This is a genomic window from Planctomycetota bacterium (genome assembly GCA_035384565.1).
Lineage (GTDB): Bacteria > Planctomycetota > PUPC01 > DSUN01 > DSUN01 > DAOOIT01.
Window position 1 is genome coordinate 1 of record DAOOIT010000012.1, and the last position, 17,820, is coordinate 17,820.

Annotated in this window: 12 protein-coding genes; 7 read left to right on the plus strand and 5 right to left on the minus strand. The window is 68.3% G+C overall.

What is annotated here, in order from left to right; translation table 11 throughout:
- Positions 1 to 281: 281 nt before the first annotated feature.
- Positions 282 to 2,747, minus strand: a complete 2,466-nt coding sequence (locus PLE19_06285; protein HPD14537.1) for an SAM-dependent methyltransferase — start codon at positions 2,745 to 2,747, stop codon at positions 282 to 284.
- Positions 2,748 to 2,811: 64 nt separating this feature from the next.
- Positions 2,812 to 3,507: a protein-L-isoaspartate(D-aspartate) O-methyltransferase gene (locus PLE19_06290; GenBank protein HPD14538.1), complete on the minus strand. Its 696-nt coding sequence runs from the start codon at positions 3,505 to 3,507 to the stop codon at positions 2,812 to 2,814.
- A gap of 288 nt (positions 3,508 to 3,795) precedes the next feature.
- Here PLE19_06290 and PLE19_06295 point away from each other — a divergent pair, with 288 nt between their 5' ends.
- Together PLE19_06295 and lspA are read left to right on the plus strand one after the other, a co-directional pair.
- Positions 3,796 to 4,167, plus strand: a complete 372-nt coding sequence (locus PLE19_06295; GenBank protein HPD14539.1) for a TraR/DksA family transcriptional regulator — start codon at positions 3,796 to 3,798, stop codon at positions 4,165 to 4,167.
- Complete coding sequence (lspA, locus tag PLE19_06300; protein HPD14540.1) at positions 4,167 to 4,682, plus strand: signal peptidase II; 516 nt, start codon at positions 4,167 to 4,169, stop codon at positions 4,680 to 4,682. The genes PLE19_06295 and lspA overlap by 1 nt, the downstream gene beginning before the upstream one ends.
- 18 nt (positions 4,683 to 4,700) lie before the next feature.
- Here lspA and PLE19_06305 read toward each other — a convergent pair whose 3' ends face one another.
- From PLE19_06305 to PLE19_06315, 3 genes are read right to left on the minus strand one after another with little or no spacing between them, the layout of a single operon-like run.
- On the minus strand, positions 4,701 to 5,888 hold the full coding sequence (locus tag PLE19_06305) for an NPCBM/NEW2 domain-containing protein (protein ID HPD14541.1): 1,188 nt from the start codon (positions 5,886 to 5,888) through the stop codon (positions 4,701 to 4,703).
- A gap of 4 nt (positions 5,889 to 5,892) precedes the next feature.
- Entirely contained in the window at positions 5,893 to 8,079 is a 2,187-nt protein-coding gene (locus PLE19_06310) for a S41 family peptidase (protein ID HPD14542.1), read from the minus strand.
- Positions 8,080 to 8,083: 4 nt separating this feature from the next.
- On the minus strand, positions 8,084 to 13,174 hold the full coding sequence (locus PLE19_06315; protein ID HPD14543.1) for a PQQ-binding-like beta-propeller repeat protein: 5,091 nt from the start codon (positions 13,172 to 13,174) through the stop codon (positions 8,084 to 8,086).
- 257 nt (positions 13,175 to 13,431) lie between these two features.
- On the opposite strand from PLE19_06315, the gene PLE19_06320 reads away from it, so the two are divergent.
- The 5 genes from PLE19_06320 (at position 13,432) to PLE19_06340 (ending at position 17,752) form a co-directional block, all read left to right on the plus strand.
- Entirely contained in the window at positions 13,432 to 13,605 is a 174-nt protein-coding gene (locus PLE19_06320; GenBank protein ID HPD14544.1) for a hypothetical protein, read from the plus strand.
- Between the two features lie 30 nt (positions 13,606 to 13,635).
- On the plus strand, positions 13,636 to 13,881 hold the full coding sequence (locus PLE19_06325) for a hypothetical protein (protein ID HPD14545.1): 246 nt from the start codon (positions 13,636 to 13,638) through the stop codon (positions 13,879 to 13,881).
- Positions 13,882 to 14,055: 174 nt separating this feature from the next.
- Positions 14,056 to 14,649, plus strand: a complete 594-nt coding sequence (locus PLE19_06330) for an A24 family peptidase (GenBank protein ID HPD14546.1) — start codon at positions 14,056 to 14,058, stop codon at positions 14,647 to 14,649.
- A 58-nt stretch (positions 14,650 to 14,707) separates the two neighbouring features.
- Entirely contained in the window at positions 14,708 to 15,289 is a 582-nt protein-coding gene (locus tag PLE19_06335) for a TadE/TadG family type IV pilus assembly protein (GenBank protein ID HPD14547.1), read from the plus strand.
- A 54-nt stretch (positions 15,290 to 15,343) separates the two neighbouring features.
- Positions 15,344 to 17,752, plus strand: coding sequence for a Tad domain-containing protein (locus PLE19_06340; GenBank protein HPD14548.1), 2,409 nt, complete (start codon positions 15,344 to 15,346; stop codon positions 17,750 to 17,752).
- Positions 17,753 to 17,820: the final 68 nt, after the last annotated feature.

The following is a 17,820-nucleotide window of genomic DNA, read 5'->3' on the forward strand; positions in this document are numbered from 1 at the left end:
CTCGCCGCCCCCTGTCACGGCGAGCCTGTCGAGCCACCTTTGGAGGGCCTGCCGCCCCATTCTGGTGTCGAGCCTCAACCTCCCGCGGGTTTCGAACCCGCGGGAGGTTCGATGCTGGTACAGGTACGCATAGCCGCCAGTGGTTCGCCAGTGGCTCCGGGGCCTATGGCGGCCGTGCCGTGTGCATGCTGTTGTCTTGAAGACAGTTCAGTCGGTCTGGCTCGACGCAAGGTTCCTCGCGCGGCAGCTCGAAGAATTGTTTGTGGGCGCTCGATGCCTGCTCATGCCTCGCGCGGCACCAGTCGCCAGGACAGGGCATACAGGGCGAACGCGGCGAGCAGGACGAGCCGGAACCCCCACGACACCGCCAGCACCATCGCCAGCACCGCACCCACCACCGAGGCCGCTCCATTCACCCCCCACGCCCACGGCGTCAGCGCGGGCCGCGTCTGGCCCAGGAGCCGCAGCCCGGAGGGGAACGGCATGCCCATGAAGAAGGCCAGGCTCCCCGCGCACGCCGTGGCCGCGAGCGCCCGAACGACGAATGCCTGCCCCGCAAACCAGCTCAGCAGCCAGTCCATTCCGAACCACAGAGCCAGCCCCAGCCCCAGAATCCACAGGAGGGCGCGCATTGCCGCGACTCCGGGCGGCACAGGCGTGCCGCCAGCGCTTCTCCGCCCCGCTGCCAGGCTGCCAAGTCCCGAGAAGACCATGAACGCCGCGAGCACAATCGCCGCCGAGTAGATGGGGCTGGCGAGGAAGAGCGACAGCTTCTGCATCATCGCGATCTCGATGAGCATGTAGGCCACGCCGAGGCAGGCGAAGTAGATGAAGGCGGGGAGAGACCCATGGCGTGTGATGCGTGATGCGTGAGAGGAGGGAGAGCGGAAGAGGAGGGGAAGCATGATGAGGAGGGCGCTGAGGACCAACGCCTGGGCCAGCGTGGCCCAGAGAACGATGTAGCCCCAGTCGGCATAGCGCACCCATTGGCCGCCCAGCGTCTCGCGCAGATGCCGAATGCCGCGCCAGCCCTGCGTGAGGGAATGATACGGCCGGTCGTCGGTTGTGGGGCTGAGCTCGAAGGGTTGACGCCTGATGAACGACGCCCTCTCAGGGGCGCCGAAGAGGCCGAGCAGATGCGGCATCGCCAGGTAGTGGTACGGCTCTGGGATGCGGTTGTAGCCGTTCACCTGGTCCCCGCGCGGCAGCATGCGGCCGGGAGCGAGGATCGCATGGTCAGGCGCGGTGATGAACTCCGGCGTCCAGATCACGTCGAACGACCGCCTGTGGCGGAACGCGCTCACGGCCGTCTCTTGCTCCTCTGAGAAGCGCCCGGGGCTTGCGCAGACGGTTGCGGTGAACCTGCCCCGCAGGGCCACGATGCGCAACGCTGGATGGGGGGCCTCGTGCCCCATCGCCTCGATGAGGGTGGAGAGGATGCGGACGAAATCGTAGTCGGTGTGCGGGTTGCGCAGCCAGCGTGTGACGCACAGGATGCCGTTGGGCGCGAGGTGGTCGAGGTAGGAACGGAATGCCTCGACGGTGTAGAGGTAGCTCTCGTTGAGCGACGCCACGCCTGCGCCTGCCACGCCGAAGGAGTCCACCAGGGGGAGCTGGATGAGGTCGAACTTCTCGCGCGTGCGCGCCAGAAAGCCGCGGGCCTCGGCGATGACCAGCCTGACGCCCGGCTGGCGGTAAAGGTGGCCCGCGAACTCCGCCTGGCTGCCCGTCATGATGTCCGCGATCGTGGGGTCGAGTTCCAGCGCCGTGATGTCGGGGCAGCCGTGGTGGCGGGCGAGCCACACGTCGCCTCCGCCGCCCGCGCCGATGATGAGGGTCTTCGGCTTGTCGAGGAGATGGTAGGGCAGGGCGCTCGTCGTGTAGTTGAAGACCTCGGCCTGCTTCGGTTCGTCGAGTCGGTAGATCGCTGAAGAGGCATCGGCGTCCACCACGATGGCGCGCTGCCGCGGCTGGTCCCCCTGCCAGGCGAGGCTCAGGCCGGGCACGAGGCGGATCATCGAGCCGTCGAGGACATGGATGGTGCCCAGGGGGCTCGTGCGAGTCTCCACCACGTTCGCCCCCATGTCGCGGAACGAGTTGAGAGCCTTGTAGGGCGAGACCTTCATCTCAGGGCGAGCGACGACCGCCAGGCAGGCGCACATCAGGGAACCCGTGACGGCGAGCGCCCACCGTCTCACGTAGATCGCCCATCCGGCGGCAGCCACGGCGAATGCCCCGAGCGGCAGGGCGGAGGGGAAGGCCACGAACATCAGCCCCACGATGCCCACCGAGCCCAGGCCCGAGCCGAGAAGGTTCCAGAAGTACAGGCGGTGCACGCGCTGTGTCTCGCGGGTGAGTGCCAGGCCGATGCAGGTTGCGCCCAGGAGGAACGGCACGAGGAGAATGAGGCACGCGAGCGACAGGTTGGCGAACTGGCGCCAGTCCCAGGCAAGCTGGAAGATGTCGAACGGCACACTCTGTGCGAGGAGGAACGAGGCGGGGATGGCGAGAGCGAACGCCAGCGCGAGGGCCGACAGGCTTCGCTCGAATCGGCGGCGGAGGCGTTCGCCCCACAGCGCCAGCAGCGTGCCGCTGGCCCCGAAGCCCAGCAGCGCCGTGCTCACGACCAGGTAGGCGAAGTGGTGGCCGAGCGCCACCGACAGCGCGCGCATCAGCGCCACCTCGTAGGCGAGGATGGCGGCGGAGACCGTGGCGATGAGGATGGCTAAGCGCACGGCGGAATCCACAGAGAGGCGTCTCTCCTATCCCTCTTCTTACGCATCACGTATCACGCATCTCAGATTCCTCGCGTCATCTCACCTCTCTCGTCAGCGGCACGAAGGCCACGCCCATCAGGCTCTCCGTCCGCACCTTGCCCTCGGCGTCCTTCGTTACGAGCACGAGGTCCTGGAAAAGGCCCGGGGGCCCGACGGGGATGCACATGCGGCCGCCCGGCTTGAGCTGCTTGAGCAGCGGCGGCGGCACGCTGCCCGCGGCGCAGGTGACGATGATGGCATCGAACGGCCCCTTCTCCTCCCAGCCGAAGTAGCCGTCGGCCACTTTGACCTCAACGGTCTTGTAGCCCAGGCGCTTCAGGCGCGCCGCCGCTTCCTCGCCGAGGGCCTTGATGATCTCGATGGTATAGACGTGCGGCGTCAGTTCGGCCAGCACGGCGGCCTGGTAGCCGGAGCCCGTGCCGATCTCGAGCACTCTATCGCCGGCCTTGAGCGCCAGCGCCTGGGTCATGTAGCCCACAATGTAGGGCTGTGAAATGGTCTGGCCGTGGCCGATGGGCAGCGGGTTGTCGTCGTAGGCGCGGTGCTGGAGGGGCTGGGGCACGAACTCGTGGCGTGGCACCTTGCGCATGGCCTCGAGCACCGCGGCGCTCGACACGTCGCGGCGCTCGAGCTGGAGGCGCACCATGTCCGCTCTCTCCTCGGCCCTGGGGGCAGGCTGGGGAGGAGCGGGGTCTAGCCGCTCCTTGGGGGGGGGCGGGGCGGGTCGGATGGGCGGCCCCGCGGCCGGCGCGGCCGGGCGGCCCACGAGCAGTGCCGCCGCGGCTGCAAGCCCAATCGCCGCAAGTACAAACGCTGCCTGGGCGCGCATCGTGCATCCTCCGGTCCCAGGCTAGCCCGGCCGGGCGGGGATGTCAAGCGCGCGCCCGCAGGAAAAATTCCGGTTGACAAGCGCCATGCAGGGCAGTAGAATCATAGGTCTCTATCGAAGCCTTGTGCTCGGGGCACTGGGAATCGCCATTCCGCCCCGATCCGGCCCGCGCGGAGGAGAATCGCGACGATGAACAAGCAGGAGCTGGCCTTCTACAAGAAGCTGCTGCTCGAGCGGCGCAGCATGCTGGCGGGTGACGTGAACCACTTGGAGGAGGGCGCCCTGCGCAAGTCGAAGGACGATGCGGCCACGCTCGATATCTCGAACTTCGCGGACCTGGGCAGCGACAATTTCGAGCAGGACTTCATGATCGGCCTGATCGAGAACTCCGAGGAGACCCTGCGCGAGATTGACGCGGCGCTCGATCGGATCGACCGGAATACGTTCGGCCTCTGCGAGGAGTCGGGGCACCCGATCGGCAAGGACCGCCTCAAGGTCATCCCCTGGGCCAGACTGTGCATCGAATGCCAGCGCAAGGCTGAGCAAGAGACCAAGGAATAATGCGGACCGGGCACATCTTCGGCCTCACAGCCGCCTTGGGCCTCGTCGCGGACCTCGTCTCGAAACACTACGTCTTCGCCTTCCTGAGCCAGCTTGCGCCGGATGCCCACGGGCGGCTCCGCTACCCGGTGCTCGAGCCGTGGCTCGTGCTCCAGCTCGAGCGGAACACGGGCGGCGTGTTCGGCGTGCTGCGCGGCAAAGGCTACGTGTTCGCCGTTCTCGCGGTGGCCGCTCTGGGCGTGGTGGCCTGGATGTTGCGCAAGGCCGGGCCCGACCAGCGGCTGCTGCCGCTTGCCTTGGGCCTGGTAGCCGCCGGCGCCGTGGGCAACCTGGTGGACCGCCTCTGGTTCGGCCACGTGCGCGACTTCCTCTACGTGGAAATCATCAACTGGCCGGCCTTCAACGTCGCGGACGCGTGCATCTGCGTGGCCGCGGGCCTGCTTGTGCTTGAGATCTACCGGGCCGAGGCCCGCGAGCGGCGGGAGGGCGCAGCCCGAGGCGGAGGCAAGCGGTGACGGCCCGCGGCTGCCGCTTCAGCGGATCAGGCGAGCGTTCGCCCAGTCCACGTGATCGCAGATGTCGAAGTCCCCGCCGAAGTCCACCACCAGCGTGAGGCGGGCGGCCCCGGTCACGTCGAGAGCGACGGGAACAGGCTGGTCTCGGCCCGTGAGGCCCTTGCGCTCGAACCTTGTGACACCGTCCACCTGGACCGCGACGTCCACGTTCCCCTTCTCGCCCACCTCGTCGTCAATGCCCACGGTGGCCAGGAAGCGGCGGTAGGTGCCGCCCAGGGTGTAGGTGAGCACGCAGCGCGAGTGCACGCCGAGGCCTTTGCGGAAGGTCTGCCCGCCCAGGCGCAGAGGGTTGCCATCCACGCTGCGGTCGCGGCGGTAGCTCCACACGAGGTCGAAGTAGGGCGTCTCCCGGACCGCGCTCGGCTCGAGATCCGAGAGATACGCCAGGCGCCCGCCGCGGAACTCCAGATGGAGCAGCCGGTCCACGCGGAGCGCCAGAGTCGGGCCGAATGCGGCCTGGAGCTCCAGGTGGCCGGCCTTGAGGCCCTTGAGTTGACCGGACACCGTGGTGCCGTCGTCGGCGCTGGCGATGGCCACCACGCCGTCGGCCGGGCCGGGCGACGGCGCCGCGTGGGTGGCCAGGGCGACCGCCGTGAGGCGGTCGAAGGCCACCTCGAGGTCGCCGAGAAGGGCGGAGCGGAACTTGATGCCCGTTGCGCCCAGCGATTCGAGGGTGCCCTCGACAGTCTCGCCGTTGCGCAGGAGCAGGCGGTCGAGCTTCTCGGCCGCCTGGAACGGTTGGCCAGGTTGGGGGCCGGGCAACTCGATGCGCGCGATGGCGGGGAGGGGACACTCCGCGACGCCGAACGCCCCCGTGCGGAGCGTCACGGCGCGGCTGGTGCCCCCCTCGACGGCTCCGCGGAGCGTGTCGCCGTTGCGCAGCGTGATCGCGGCCGTGCCGGCTTCGGGGAGGGGCTGGCCCCTGCGAAACTCCAGGGCGAGGAGATCAGCGCAGGCGAGCTGCCGCGGCTCATTGCCCACCTTGAGTTCGACTGCTGGCGTGGCATGGACGCCCAGGAGGATCCCCTCGACGACCTGATCGTCTACGGTCACTGCGCGCACGGCCGCCCGCGGCGGCGCGGCTCCGGCCGAGGCGGCTACCGCCTGGGAAGTGGCCGTGAGCAGGAGGCATAATCGGACCAGCATCGGGCTATTCCTCCGGCGGATGTTCCGTCGGTTCATCGTCCTTGGCCGGCGGTTCGGCCGCAGGGGGCTTGAGGGCGAAGGCGCGATACTCGGGGATCTCCTTGGGGTCCACGTTCGGGAACGGCTTGAGGGCCTCGAGAATGGCGCGCTGGAGTTGCGTGTCCTCCTCGCAGTCGCAGGCGAACTCGGCGCCCCGGTCGTCGGCCACCACGATGCGGAGCCAGGCGCGCAGCAGGCGGCGCGCCTTGTCGCGACTGACGCCGTTGCCGAGTTCCTTGTACCAGGCGTCGAAGCCGGGATAGGCCGCCGGGTCCAGACCGTCGAAGTCGGCCAGTCGGCTCAAGGTCTCCTTGTGCTGGGCGAAGTGGGTGGCCGTGTAGCGGTGGAAGGCGCCGGTCTCGCGCAAGTGCTCGAACTCCTTGGCCGTGTAAGGCGCCTGGTAGGCCACGCGGATGTCGGGCTCCACGCCTTTGCCGTGGATGCTGCGGCCGCTGGGCAGGAAATACTTGGCCACGGTGAGCTTGAGCCCGCTCTGGCCCGCGGTGGCCTGGAGCGGGAAGAGTTTCTGCACGCTGCCCTTGCCGTAGGTCTTCTGCCCGACGAGGATCGCGCGCTTGTGGTCCTGGAGCGCGCCGGCCACGATCTCCGATGCGCTGGCGCTGCCGCCGTTCACCAGCACCACGATGGGATAGTCGGGATGGGTGGTCGGGTCCTTCGTGCGGAACTCCTCGCGCGGCGCCACACGCTTGTTGCGGCCCTCGGTGTAGACGATCAGCTTGTCGTCCTTGAGGAACTGGTCGCTGATCTCCACGGCGCTCTGAAGCTGGCCGCCGGGGTTGTTGCGCAGGTCGAGGATGAGGGCCACGATGCCGTCGCGCTCCAGCGCGGCGAGCGCCTTGTCGAGGTCGCGCGAGGTCATCTCGCTGAACACGGTCAGGCGAACATAGCCCACCTTGCCCGGCAGAACGCGGGAGCTCACGCTCGGCACGTCAATGTCGGCGCGGGTGACCTTGAGCTTGCGCTTCTCGGCGGACCCTGGGCTGGTGACGGTGATCTCGACTTCGGACCCCGGTTTGCCGCGCAGGAGGCCGACGATGTCGTCGGCCTGCTTGCCCGTAGTGGGCTGCCCCTCGACCTCGAGGATGCGGTCGTAGGAACGCACGCCTGCCTTGTAAGCAGGGCCGTTGTAGCTGGGGCGCACCACCGTGAAGAGCGGCGTGTCGGCAGCGTCGAAATGCTTGAGGAACTGCACCACGGCCCCGATGCCGCCGTAGTGGCCCGAGATATGCTCGCGGAACTTCTTCCAGTCCTCCTCGTCGAAGTAGGCGCTGTGCCGGTCAGGGTGAGGGCCGGCTTGGACCGCGCTGACCATGCCCCTGGCCGCCGAATTGACGAGGATATGGTCGGGGAGCGGCTCCTCGACGTGGAACATCTGGATGCGGCCCTTGACCTCTTCGAGGAGCTTGTCGTTGAGCGAACCCTCGCGGCTCTTGGGCCGCAGGAGGAGGGCGCGGAGGCTGCGATTCTGGAGCAGCACACGGGCCAGGCGCCCCGTGGGCGTCGGCTCGGCCTCCATCGCCTTCAGAATGCCCTCGACCGGTTCCGCGAAGTCGTCAATCTCGGCGAGCACGAGGGCGCAGTCGCGCCGCACCCCCTCGTCTTTCGCGGACGCGAGGAGGCGCCGCAAGGCCGCGTTGGCCTTCTTGAGGCTCTCGTCGGTTGTGGCGGTGAAATACAAGGCTCGGGCCACGGCGCGGGCCACTTCGGGCGCGAGCGACGCGTCGTCGGCCAGCCGATACAGCTCGCGCTCGGTGACGGGCAGGTCCCGCGCCGGCTCCTCGCCGAGAATCGTGGCCGCCGCCACGGCCAGCTCGGGCGCACGCTTCGCCTCGATCAGGGCCACAAGGGGGCGCACGGTGTCCTGAGCGCTCCCCAGCTCGCAGAGGGCCTTAGCCAGGGCCACCTGCGCCGGCGGCTGGGCCTTGGCGAGCTGGTCCTTGAGGAACGGCACTGCATCGGCCCCGAGCTGCGTGAGCTCGCGCTGGGCCGTGAACAGTTCCTCGATGCTGGCCCGCTTCAGGCGCGAGACGATCGCATCCACCTGCTTCTGGAGGTCGGCCTCTGCCGCCGCGGCCAGCGGCAGGAGACACAGGGCGACGATCAGGCTCACGGCAAGGCATGGGCGACGCATCGAACTACTTCTCCTTGGACAGACGGATGCGGTGGACGCGCACGGCGTCGTCCCGCGGGGCGACGGGGGGCGTCCAGAGGGGGGCCGGGCCGGCCGGGCGCCCGGTAAGCACCACATCGCCGAAGTAGGCCGGGGTGAAGCCCCGGACCATCAGCGCACGGTCACGATCGAGAATCATCCCCGGAGTGAGCGAAATGCACTTCACGGCGCGGTCGCCGTCGTCGTCGGTCACGGTGACGTTGAAGCCGAAGCGGAGACCAGGCTTGGGGTCCTCGATGCCCAGGTAGTCCCACGGAAGGGCCACCTCATAGACGGCGCCCGAGTTGTCCTCTTTCAGGCGCACGCGGTATTCGCCGCTGGGCTCGTCCTCGCCCTCGTCGTCGCGGCGCTCGTCCTTGCGCGTCAGCGCCAGCGTGAGCAGCAAGTCCCTGCTCGTGAAGCGGTAGCCGTAGCCGCCGTCGTTCTCGCAGTCCACCGAGATGATCAGCCCGTCGCCTATCCAGGTCTCTCCCTGGCTCGTGTACGTGCGGTGCACGTCGTCGGTCACGTCAACGGCGAAGTAGAAATAGCGGGCGTCCCAGCCCGTGTAGACGACGGCGGAGAGGTCGCTGGGCGAGCGCCAGCGGGCCTCCGAGATGGGGATGCCCTGCACCTCGTCAATGGCGGTCGGGTCGTCGAGGCGCGCCGCCAGGTCCGCGCGCCAGGGCTCGTCAATGGCGCCGTCAATGTTGGGCGGCACGGCCATGTGGGCGGCCTCGAACGTCGCCGGCGAGCGCGCGGCAAGGGACTCGCGGAGCGAGTTGAGCTGGTCCTTCAGCGTGGCGTAGTCGGAGGCGGAGAGCGCTTCGCTTGCGCACGCTCGGGCGAGCATGGCGATGGCGTGCCTCTCGTCGCCCCGCTGGTAAAGGGCCGTTGCAAGCGAGGCCAGAGCCGCCAGGTCGCCCGCCTCGGCCCTGGGGCCCAGGGCAGCGATGCGCTGGTCCAGCGCCTCGCGCTGCGAGGAGCCGAAGGCGAAGACCCCCCGGTCGGTGGCGAGCACGAGCAGGTCCTCGGCTAGTGCCGTGGAGAGTTCGCTGGCGCCCCTGGGCGACGCGTCGCCGAGGATGCGGCCCGTGGCGGCATCCAGGAGGAAGGCGGTGCGCTGGCCCGCATGGCGCCCTGCGATGGCCACGAAGCGGTCTCCGACCGCCAGGGGCGATGGCTGCGCGACAGGCAACGGAGCCGCGCGCCAACGCTCGGCCAGGTTGCCCGGTTCCAATGCGCGGACGACCAACGCATTGTCGGTGTCGCGTTCCGCCACGTAGAGGGCGGCGGGCGTCAGCGCCGCATCGGTCAGCGAGCCGCCGAGCACGGTGCGGCGGCGGTGCACCTTGCCCGTGTCGGCCAGCAGCGAGACGATCTGCGCGTTGTGCAGGAAGCTGTCGGGCACGGCATAGGCGAAGCGGCCATCGTCGCTCGCCAGGATGCGGTTGATGCTGAAATCGAGGTGGGATTCCCACAGGCTCTTGCCCGCCCCCAGATCGAGTGCGTGCACCGTGTGGTCGTCCACGACCACGTACAGCCTGCCTAGGGCCGGAACCCAGGCCGGGCGGTCGGTGAGCCTGGGCAGGCGGAAGGCGGCCTCGTCGCGGCGGAACCCGATGGTAAGGTCGGGCGTCCCATCCTGCTCCTTCACGCCGATGACGGCGGCGGGGCTTTCGGCGCAGGCCCAGACCCGCCCGTTGTGAACGAAGAGCCCCCTGGCGAGCAGCACCCGGGTGTCGAGCTGGCGGCTCCACGCTTTCCGGCCGTCGGCCAGGGCGAAGGCTCCCACTTGGCCGCCCGCGAGGCCCGCGTAGAGCGTCTGGCGCCCTGCCGCCAGGGCCACCACGCGGCGGTGCTCGGCCCGTCGGCGGGGCAGGGGCCTCCAGGGCGCTTCTTCCTCGGGATCGAGCCCTGGGGCGGGCGGTGGCCTGGGGGCCACCTTGGGCTCGGGCGGGGCCTCCGCGATGGTCTCCGCGAGCGCCACTGTCCAGCGCTCCATCCCTGTGGCAGGGTCCAGCGCCCGCAACTGATCGAAGGCCGCAAGGATGAATTGGCCGCCCGCGAAAAGGGCGAGCCCATTCCAGTCATCCACCTCGCGCTGCCACACGAGCTGGCCTGTGTCGGCTCGGCGGCACTCGACGGCGTCGTAGGGTGTCGTGCGCTCGAAGCTGCGCCGCCCTGTGGCGAAGTAGATCAGCCCTGGAGGAGCGCCGGGCAGGGAGAGCACTTGCAGCCGCTGGTGTGCGATGCGCGTCTGGACCTGCCAGCGAGGCGACATGGGCTGCCCCGTCCCTGCGTCGCGGGAGAGCTCGGCGAACTTGGCTTCGAGGGCCGCCCGGGCCTCGGAGGCCGCGTCGGCGGGCATCGCTTGTGCGAGCGAGGCGAGGTGCGGCGCAAGGGCCTTGGCATTCGGCCTCGCGAGCAGGCGGAGCATGGCCTGCTCCGCCGCCGCACTGTTCGGAAACGTGCGGACGACCGCCTCGAGCGCCGCCTCGGTCTCCGCCTCAGCGAGCTGCTTCGCCGCGGCCGTCTCGATGGCTCGGTAGGGCGCGCGCCCCTGAGTGCGAATCATTCGGGCGATCTCCCCCGCCGCGAGGGCCTGCGCCGCAACGGTCAAGCCGCCTTCGATGCGGCATGGCGTCGCGCCGAACTCTGCGATGGTTCTGTGGTAAGCGGCAATGGCTTCCGCAGGGCGCCGCCGCTCCTCGTGGCGGCATGCGAGCGCGAGAAGGGCCGCCACGCCCCCTTGTGGTGTGTCGGCAAGCGTCGCGGACTTCGCGAGGGCGGTGTCGTCTCCCTGCTCACCCAACGCGCGCCAGGCCGCAAACAGGGCCTGACGGGCACGGCGCGCACTATCCTGGTCCTTTCGGGCGTCCGCGAGGCGATGGGCATTCTCAAGAAGTGGAATGGCCGCTTGCCATTCCCCGCGCTCCAGTTCGTGGAGTCCCGCAATGAGCGGCAGCAAGGGATCATTCGGGTCCTTATCGCGTCGTGGGGCGAGAGCGGCCAGGGTCCCTGCCCAGTCGCTGTAGGCGCAGAGGCGATCGCGGGTGGCCACGAGGAGCGCATGCTCCCCGACCGTCACGTTTCCGGGCGCCTCTCCCGGCTGCCAGAGACGCGCGGTGGCCAGCGTGCCGTCGGGGGTCTGGACCGCGAGGAGCGCCTTGCCCGTGGGAACATAGAGGCGCCCGCGGCACAGAGCGGGCCACGCAGCCGCCGCGCCGGGCAACTCGATCTCCCACAGGCGCCGTCCCGTGAGCGCATCCAGGGCGGCCACGTGGCTCCCCACGGCGAAGGCGATGGCCTCGTCAACGCCGAGCAGATACCGGGCCCCCTGTCGCGGAGCCGACCAGGCAAGAGAGCCGCTCACCGCATCCAAGGCCAGGACGCTGGAAGCGTCCTGGGGCGCCAGAAGCACCATGCCCGTGGAGACAATGGGGGGGATGTTGGTCCAGCGCTCGTTGCGTTCGAGGACGCTGCGCCGCAGGTGCGTAGGGAACGAGGCGTAGCGATGCACCCAGCGGAGCGCCCCTGTAGCTGCGTCCACAGCGGCCACGGCGCCGAGGTTGGTGGCGTAGTAGACGGTGCCGCCCGATACAGCCGGCGGGGCCGGTGTTGCCCCCATGCCGAGAAACGCCGGGATGCTGCGGGAGCAGGCGAACGTGCGCCAGAGTTCCTGCCCCGTCGCGGCGTCGAGAGCAACCAGGCTGGCTCGAGCCTCCTCCCCCAGGTGGGTGATGCCGACGTACACCCTTGCCCCAGCCACCACGGGCGGGGTCAGGAGGAGGGTGCTCTTTGCCCCCAGGGACTTGCCCGGCCTCCCCTTCGCCTTGCGTGGGGCATCTTTCTCCTCGGGTCCCCTCTGGGGGGGCTCCTCCGCGGGTTTCTCCTCGGGGGCTGGCTCGCGCCTCTCGTGAGCGAACATCTTGCGCCAGAGCAGGCGGCCAGTGGCCTCGTCGAACGCGGCAAGGCCCTGGGCCATGCGAACGAATGCCCGCCCGTCCGAGCACGCAACAGCGTGCAGTGTCTCGTCGAGGATGGGGGCTGGACCGTGCTCAGGTGCGTCGGGGAACAGCCAGGCGGGGGTTCCGGTCTCGAGATTCAATGCGTACACGCCGTCATGGTCCGCCAGGAATGCTCGGGGGCCCCGCACAGTTGCAATCATAGGCATGGCAATGGGATAGGGAGACTCGCCCGTGTCAGGGCTCTGGCTCCACGCGGCGGCGTGGGGGAGGGGGAAGCGCCAGGCCAACCCGCCCACATCCTCGAACCCAGCCGCCACCCTGGCGTGCGTGGCGTCCCCGCCCAACGCCGGCCACGAACCCAGCGGCGGCAAAGTAGGCGGCGTGACTTCGCGGCCAAGGAACGCGGCGACCGCGAGGTCCTCGCCAGCCACGCGAAGCATCTTCGCCGCGTACTGCGCGCGGAGGCGCTCGGCGATGGCCAGCGCCGCCCCCGTGTGGCCCAGCATCTTGTGGCAGACCCACATGCGGGCGAGAACCGAATGGAGGGGCACACTGGGCTCGGCGCACGCGTCCAGCAAGCGCCCCCAAGCCGACAGGGCGCCTACGAAGTCTGCACGCTCGAAGGCCAGCGACCCGAGGGCCATCAATGCGTCGTCGCCCCACGAACTCGCAAGGTAGCGCAGGGCGACGGTCTCAAGCACCGAGACATCCCGCGCAGTCACGCCGCGGTCAAGCAGGGCTTTGGCGGGGGTGTCGTAGGCTTGGCGATAGGTCTCGAGCGCGGGGCGGGGAAGCTTGGCGAGTTCGAGGGCGGCGGCCTGCTGGACCGTCAGGTACACGGCGGGGCTGGTCTGCGACGCCACGAGGGGCTGCGCCCCCGCCTTACCTGCGTAATCAGCGACGCGCTGGTACGCCTCTACCGCCGCGCGCCAGTTGCCTGTGCGGGCCTCGGCGCGGGCCGTGGCGAGGAGCTTCTCGGCGTCGCGATCGGCCTCGAGGTAGAGCGACGTGTCGTCGCTCGGCGGCCGGGTCTCGGCAGCGTAGGAGTCGAGGCTGCTGAGAGCCAGGCAAACGCCGCTAATGGCGGAAAATGTCCTCCGCAGCACAACTTCATCCTCAGTAGCCGAGGGGGAGTACAGCGGAACAGCTTGCATTCCCGCTTGGAGTATACCATAATCATGAAGCGGCAATCAACTGTTTTCACCGCAGGATGGGGAGCTGCCCAAACTCGGGGAGGAGCGACAGAACTTCAACGAAACACCCCTTGACACAGCCTGGGTCGGGGGTATACTAACAATGAGCGGGTGCAGACACCAAGTCAGCGAGACTCAGCGACTTAGGGCAATCTATGGCGAGACGAGTGATGAACTTGGCTGGTGCCCTTCTGTCGAGCGAGCGCGCCCAGGTCACGGTGGAGTACGCGCTGGTGGTGTCGGTGGTGGCGGCCCTGCTGATGGGCGTTTCAGCCATGGTAGTCAGCGGGCTGTCGAACCACTACAGGGAGATAACGTCCGTGGTGTGCCTGCCGCTGCCGTAGGTGGCGGGCCCTTTTTCAAGGAGGTCGAGTATGGGCTTTGGGCGTTGGCGTAGGCGGGGCCAGTCCACGACAGAATACATTCTGATCGTGGTGCTGGTTGCGGTGCTGTCGATCGGAATCATCACCGTCTTCGGCAACCAGATCCGCGACCTGTTCAGGGTCTCGACTGAGCGCCTGGGCGGTGACGACAGCTCGACGCTGGATTCCGGGATCACCGACAGCGCGCAGGGGCAAGTCAGAAAAGGCCTCCCCGATCTCAAGGACAGTGGGCCGTAGCACAGGGTGCGGCGCCACGAGCTTCCGGCGAGGCTGCTGCGCAGAGCGCGTGTCCGCCTCGCCTCACAGGCTGAGTCTACAGCCGGTTCCCGGCGGCGCTCCGACGTCGCCGGGAGCCGAAGCTGAGGGCGGCGGCAACCGCACTGTGTGGGTGCCTTGCAGGAAGCGAACACCGTGCTGAGCACCCTGGACGCGGCGCGTGAGATTCTGCTGTTGGCGGTCCTCGTGATTGCCGCATATACGGATCTCGCGTGGGGGAAGGTGTACAACTGGGCGACGCTGCCGGCGATTGCTGCCGGCCTGATGCTGGGCTACATCCTGGGCGGGGTGGGCAGCCTGGCGCAGACGGTGCCGAGCGCTGCGGCAGCAGCGGCGACGGGCGAGTCAACGAGGGGCTTCTGCCTGCTCGACAGCGTGTTGGGGATCGTGCTGGCGGGCGGCATCTTCGGGGTGTTCTTTCTCTATGGGGCGTTCGGGGCCGCCGATGTGAAGCTGGCCTGCGCGATCGGCGCCCTGAAGGGCTGGTACTTCGCGGTGCTGGCCATTGGCGCGTCGGCGCTGGTCGGCGGAGTGCTGGCGCTGGGCGTGCTGATCTGGAAGGGGCAGCTCCGCAGGGGGCTGCGGGACTCCTTGGCCGCGGTGCTGCGGCCCGGGAAGTTCGCGCGGCGCCAGCAGGAGCAGACCCCGGCGCGGCTCACCGTGCCCTACTGCTTCGCGATCAGCGTGGGCACGTTGTGGGTGTGGCTGGCGAGGGCCGGTGTGTTCTGAGAGGGGCGACAGGAGCAACGGGCGCCGAGGCGGGTGAGGCTGCCGAGCGCCGGCAACCATGTGTATCCTTCGCGACCAGCGCGGCCAGGTGATGGTCGAAACGGCCATCGCGTTCCCAATCCAGATGCTGATGACGCTCGCCGTCATGCAGTTCTGCCTCCTGGCGGTGGGCAAACAGGTGGTGAATTACGCCGCGCACGCGGCCGCCCGGGCTGCTCTGGTAGGCGACGACCCGCAGCGCGCCGCCGAGATCGTGTGCAGCCCCATCGCCGGCTCGAACTGCACGGGGGGCAGCGCGACCCCGATCTTCATGCCCGGTTGGGGCAACCTCCCGAAGTCCATCCAGTCCCAACTCAAAACGACCACGAGCGTGCTCAATCCCCTGGACGACGGGGACAAGATGGTCAGCGTGGAGGTGCAGCATGAGTTCGAGCTCATCCTCCCGTTCATCAGTGCGACGCCGTTCCCGAACTGGCATCCGATCTGGGGCAAGATTGTGAAGCTCGGCCCGCGCGGGGTCGTCCACAAGGTGCTCACGCAGACCGTCAGCATCCCGCAACCCTGGGATGGCGACCTCGTGGGTGTGAGGGGGCATGAGATCATCCCCGACGTAACGTCGGACGGAAGCGGCAGCCCATAGGGCGCGCGGGAGTTCATCGTCGGAACCGAGGCCCGTAGCTGGAAGGCGACAGGCATGCGACTCACGCTCAAGAAGCTGGCGTCGGACGAGCGGGGCCAGGCGCTGGTATTCGGCGCCTTGACTCTCTTCATGGTGGCGGCGTCGGTGATCTTTGTCGCCGACTCCGGCATGGTCACCAGCACCCGGATCCAGGTGCAGAACGCCGCCGACGAGTGCGCGTACGCCGGCTGCCTCTACGAGGCCAACGTCATCAGCTCCATCGCCTATCTGAACGAAGCCATGGCCTATCTCTACTATGATGGAGTCCGTTATGCGGCCAATACCACCATGTTGGGGGTGCTGGCCGGGCTGAAGCGCTGGGGGCCCCCGTTCCCCAGCGACGACCTGGTCTACAAGGACGGTCCCGACAACCCCTTCGGCGACGCCGACCCGCCCGACTACACGGGCGACGTGGTGGCGCACTACGACGCCGCCTATGCGCGCGCCAAGGAGTGGATCCCGCAGATCGAGCAGACGCTCAACATGTTCGCCCGCTGGGAGTGGGGCATGGCGCTCGCCTGCGCCGAGCTCGTGAAGATGGAGATCCATCGCACGGCCCTCAAGCACAACATCGAGGCCGTGGCTATCTATCCGGATGTGGACTTCTTCCCGGGGAATGGCGTGCAGTTCGACCTTCACATCCTCAAGCTCATGGAGGGCGGTGAGCACGTCGGCTGGCGCGTCTGGACCGACGACCCGCCCTTCTACGCCGAGGCGCGCAAGCTCGGCCCCTTCCATTGGCTCATCACCAACACCGACCGCAAGACCTATGAGATTCAGCGGATCAGCGACACCACCTACCGCGTCAAGAGCGACGATCAGGACGTCACGGTCGAGCGGATCAACGACCGGCACATCAAGCTCAAGCTCATCCAGCAGGACAACACCGGCACCACGCAGACGAACGTGGACGCCCAGTACCTCCAGGGCCTCGGCTGGGCCGTGGCGATGAGCAGCGACGACTACTCGGTGAGCTACGTGCCGATGACCAACGGCGGCTTCCAGATCAGCGTCACGAACAATAAGACGGGGCAAAGCGGCTCCGCAGGCGTCCGCCGCGACCCGGCCACCGGCAACCTCCAGCAGTGGAACGGCTCGCAGTGGAACGATGTGCCCGGCCAGAACGACACCGTCACCGTTGGCGGAGTGCGCATCCCGGTCCAGGTTGATACCCGCATCAACCTCGGCCAGAACACCTGGTTCAACATCCCCAACGAATTGCATCTCAAAGACATCACGTACCTGATCCCCAACGTCTTCCAGATGCAGAACATCTGGGTCACGCTGCTCCAAGACAGTTGTCGGATTGATGCATTCATAGACATCCGCACGCCCGGCGGCAGCCGGCGCCTGCGCTTCACCATCGAGGAGAACGACCCCGAGTTCCTCACCGTCTACGGCCTCATGGGCATCAACTACCGAGTGCCCGGCAACACGACCTGCAAATGGTTCGCCAGCGCCGACGGCGACGAGCGCGACCGCATGTGCCGCGACTGCCAGCTCCTCGAGCGCCGTTGCGACACCCCCGAGAGCGAAGAGACCGAATGGACCTATCAGTACCGCCTCGGGAAGCCGTACTTCATCAAGGAGGACCTGCGCCGGTTCGCTCACCATGCCCTGTGTGACCGCGACCCGTGGGCCCGCGCCAACAACTTCACCTATCCCCAGTGGACCGAGTGGTACGACGTCGCTCAGGGCGCGCCCAATGGCACCGACTACTACCAGACCCGGCCCCAGTGGGGCGCCCCGGCCAACTACGACTTCGACGGCGACGGGCGGAACGACTCGGTGCGCATCTACGCCTCCGACCACGGCGCCCTCACCCGCGATGACACACGCTCCTTCGACCCGTGGTACCAGCAGGTCAAGCCCTGGCAACTCCGCGACGTGGCCGAAGCGTCCCTGCGCTATGCGCCCCCCATCCGCCTGAGCGAGGACTTCTTCTACTATGCCCTCACCGTGGGCTGCTGGAAGAGCCGCTTCGACCGCCAGAGCACCCCGCTCACACTCTTCCGGAACCCCCCTTGGGGTTACATTGGCGTGGCCAGCGCACGGGCAGGATTCCTCGAACTCCGCAGCGACGACACCGACCCCGCGCCCCATTACCGGTTCACCTGGAAGTGGCCCAGCCAGGTCGAGGACTTCGTGAACGCGGGCTACGAGAACCTCTACGAGCCGGTCTGGACCTCTCATCTGTGGCCGATCAGCGACGCCATCCGCAGCGAGCACCTCGATGCCTACGTGGACAACCAGACGGGTCTCTCGTATCTCCTCTATGGCCTCATGCACACCCACTGGTACGAGCCGCGGCGACCCGACCAACTCGGCGAAGAGCCGCGTCTGCGCACCGACGTGAACCACGCACTCGGGCAGATGAACCTCAACACCGACGACCCCCGCATCGGAGAAGTGACCAAGCACTGACCGATGGCGGGCTGGTGACTGCGGGGCTTGAACCAAGGGGCGAGTGAACCAGGGCAAGGATTAGGTGC

Excerpts from the sequence above, each read along its gene's own strand:
- PLE19_06340 (HPD14548.1), top strand. The coding sequence starts at position 15,344 with ATGCGACTCACGCTCAAGAAGCTGGCGTCGGACGAGCGGGGCCAGGCG.
- PLE19_06325 (HPD14545.1), top strand. The coding sequence starts at position 13,636 with ATGGGCTTTGGGCGTTGGCGTAGGCGGGGCCAGTCCACGACAGAATAC.
- PLE19_06320 (HPD14544.1), top strand. The coding sequence starts at position 13,432 with ATGAACTTGGCTGGTGCCCTTCTGTCGAGCGAGCGCGCCCAGGTCACG.
- PLE19_06305 (HPD14541.1), bottom strand. The coding sequence starts at position 5,888 with ATGCTGGTCCGATTATGCCTCCTGCTCACGGCCACTTCCCAGGCGGTA.
- lspA (HPD14540.1), top strand. The coding sequence starts at position 4,167 with ATGCGGACCGGGCACATCTTCGGCCTCACAGCCGCCTTGGGCCTCGTC.
- PLE19_06295 (HPD14539.1), top strand. The coding sequence starts at position 3,796 with ATGAACAAGCAGGAGCTGGCCTTCTACAAGAAGCTGCTGCTCGAGCGG.
- PLE19_06335 (HPD14547.1), top strand. The coding sequence starts at position 14,708 with ATGTGTATCCTTCGCGACCAGCGCGGCCAGGTGATGGTCGAAACGGCC.
- PLE19_06310 (HPD14542.1), bottom strand. The coding sequence starts at position 8,079 with ATGCGTCGCCCATGCCTTGCCGTGAGCCTGATCGTCGCCCTGTGTCTC.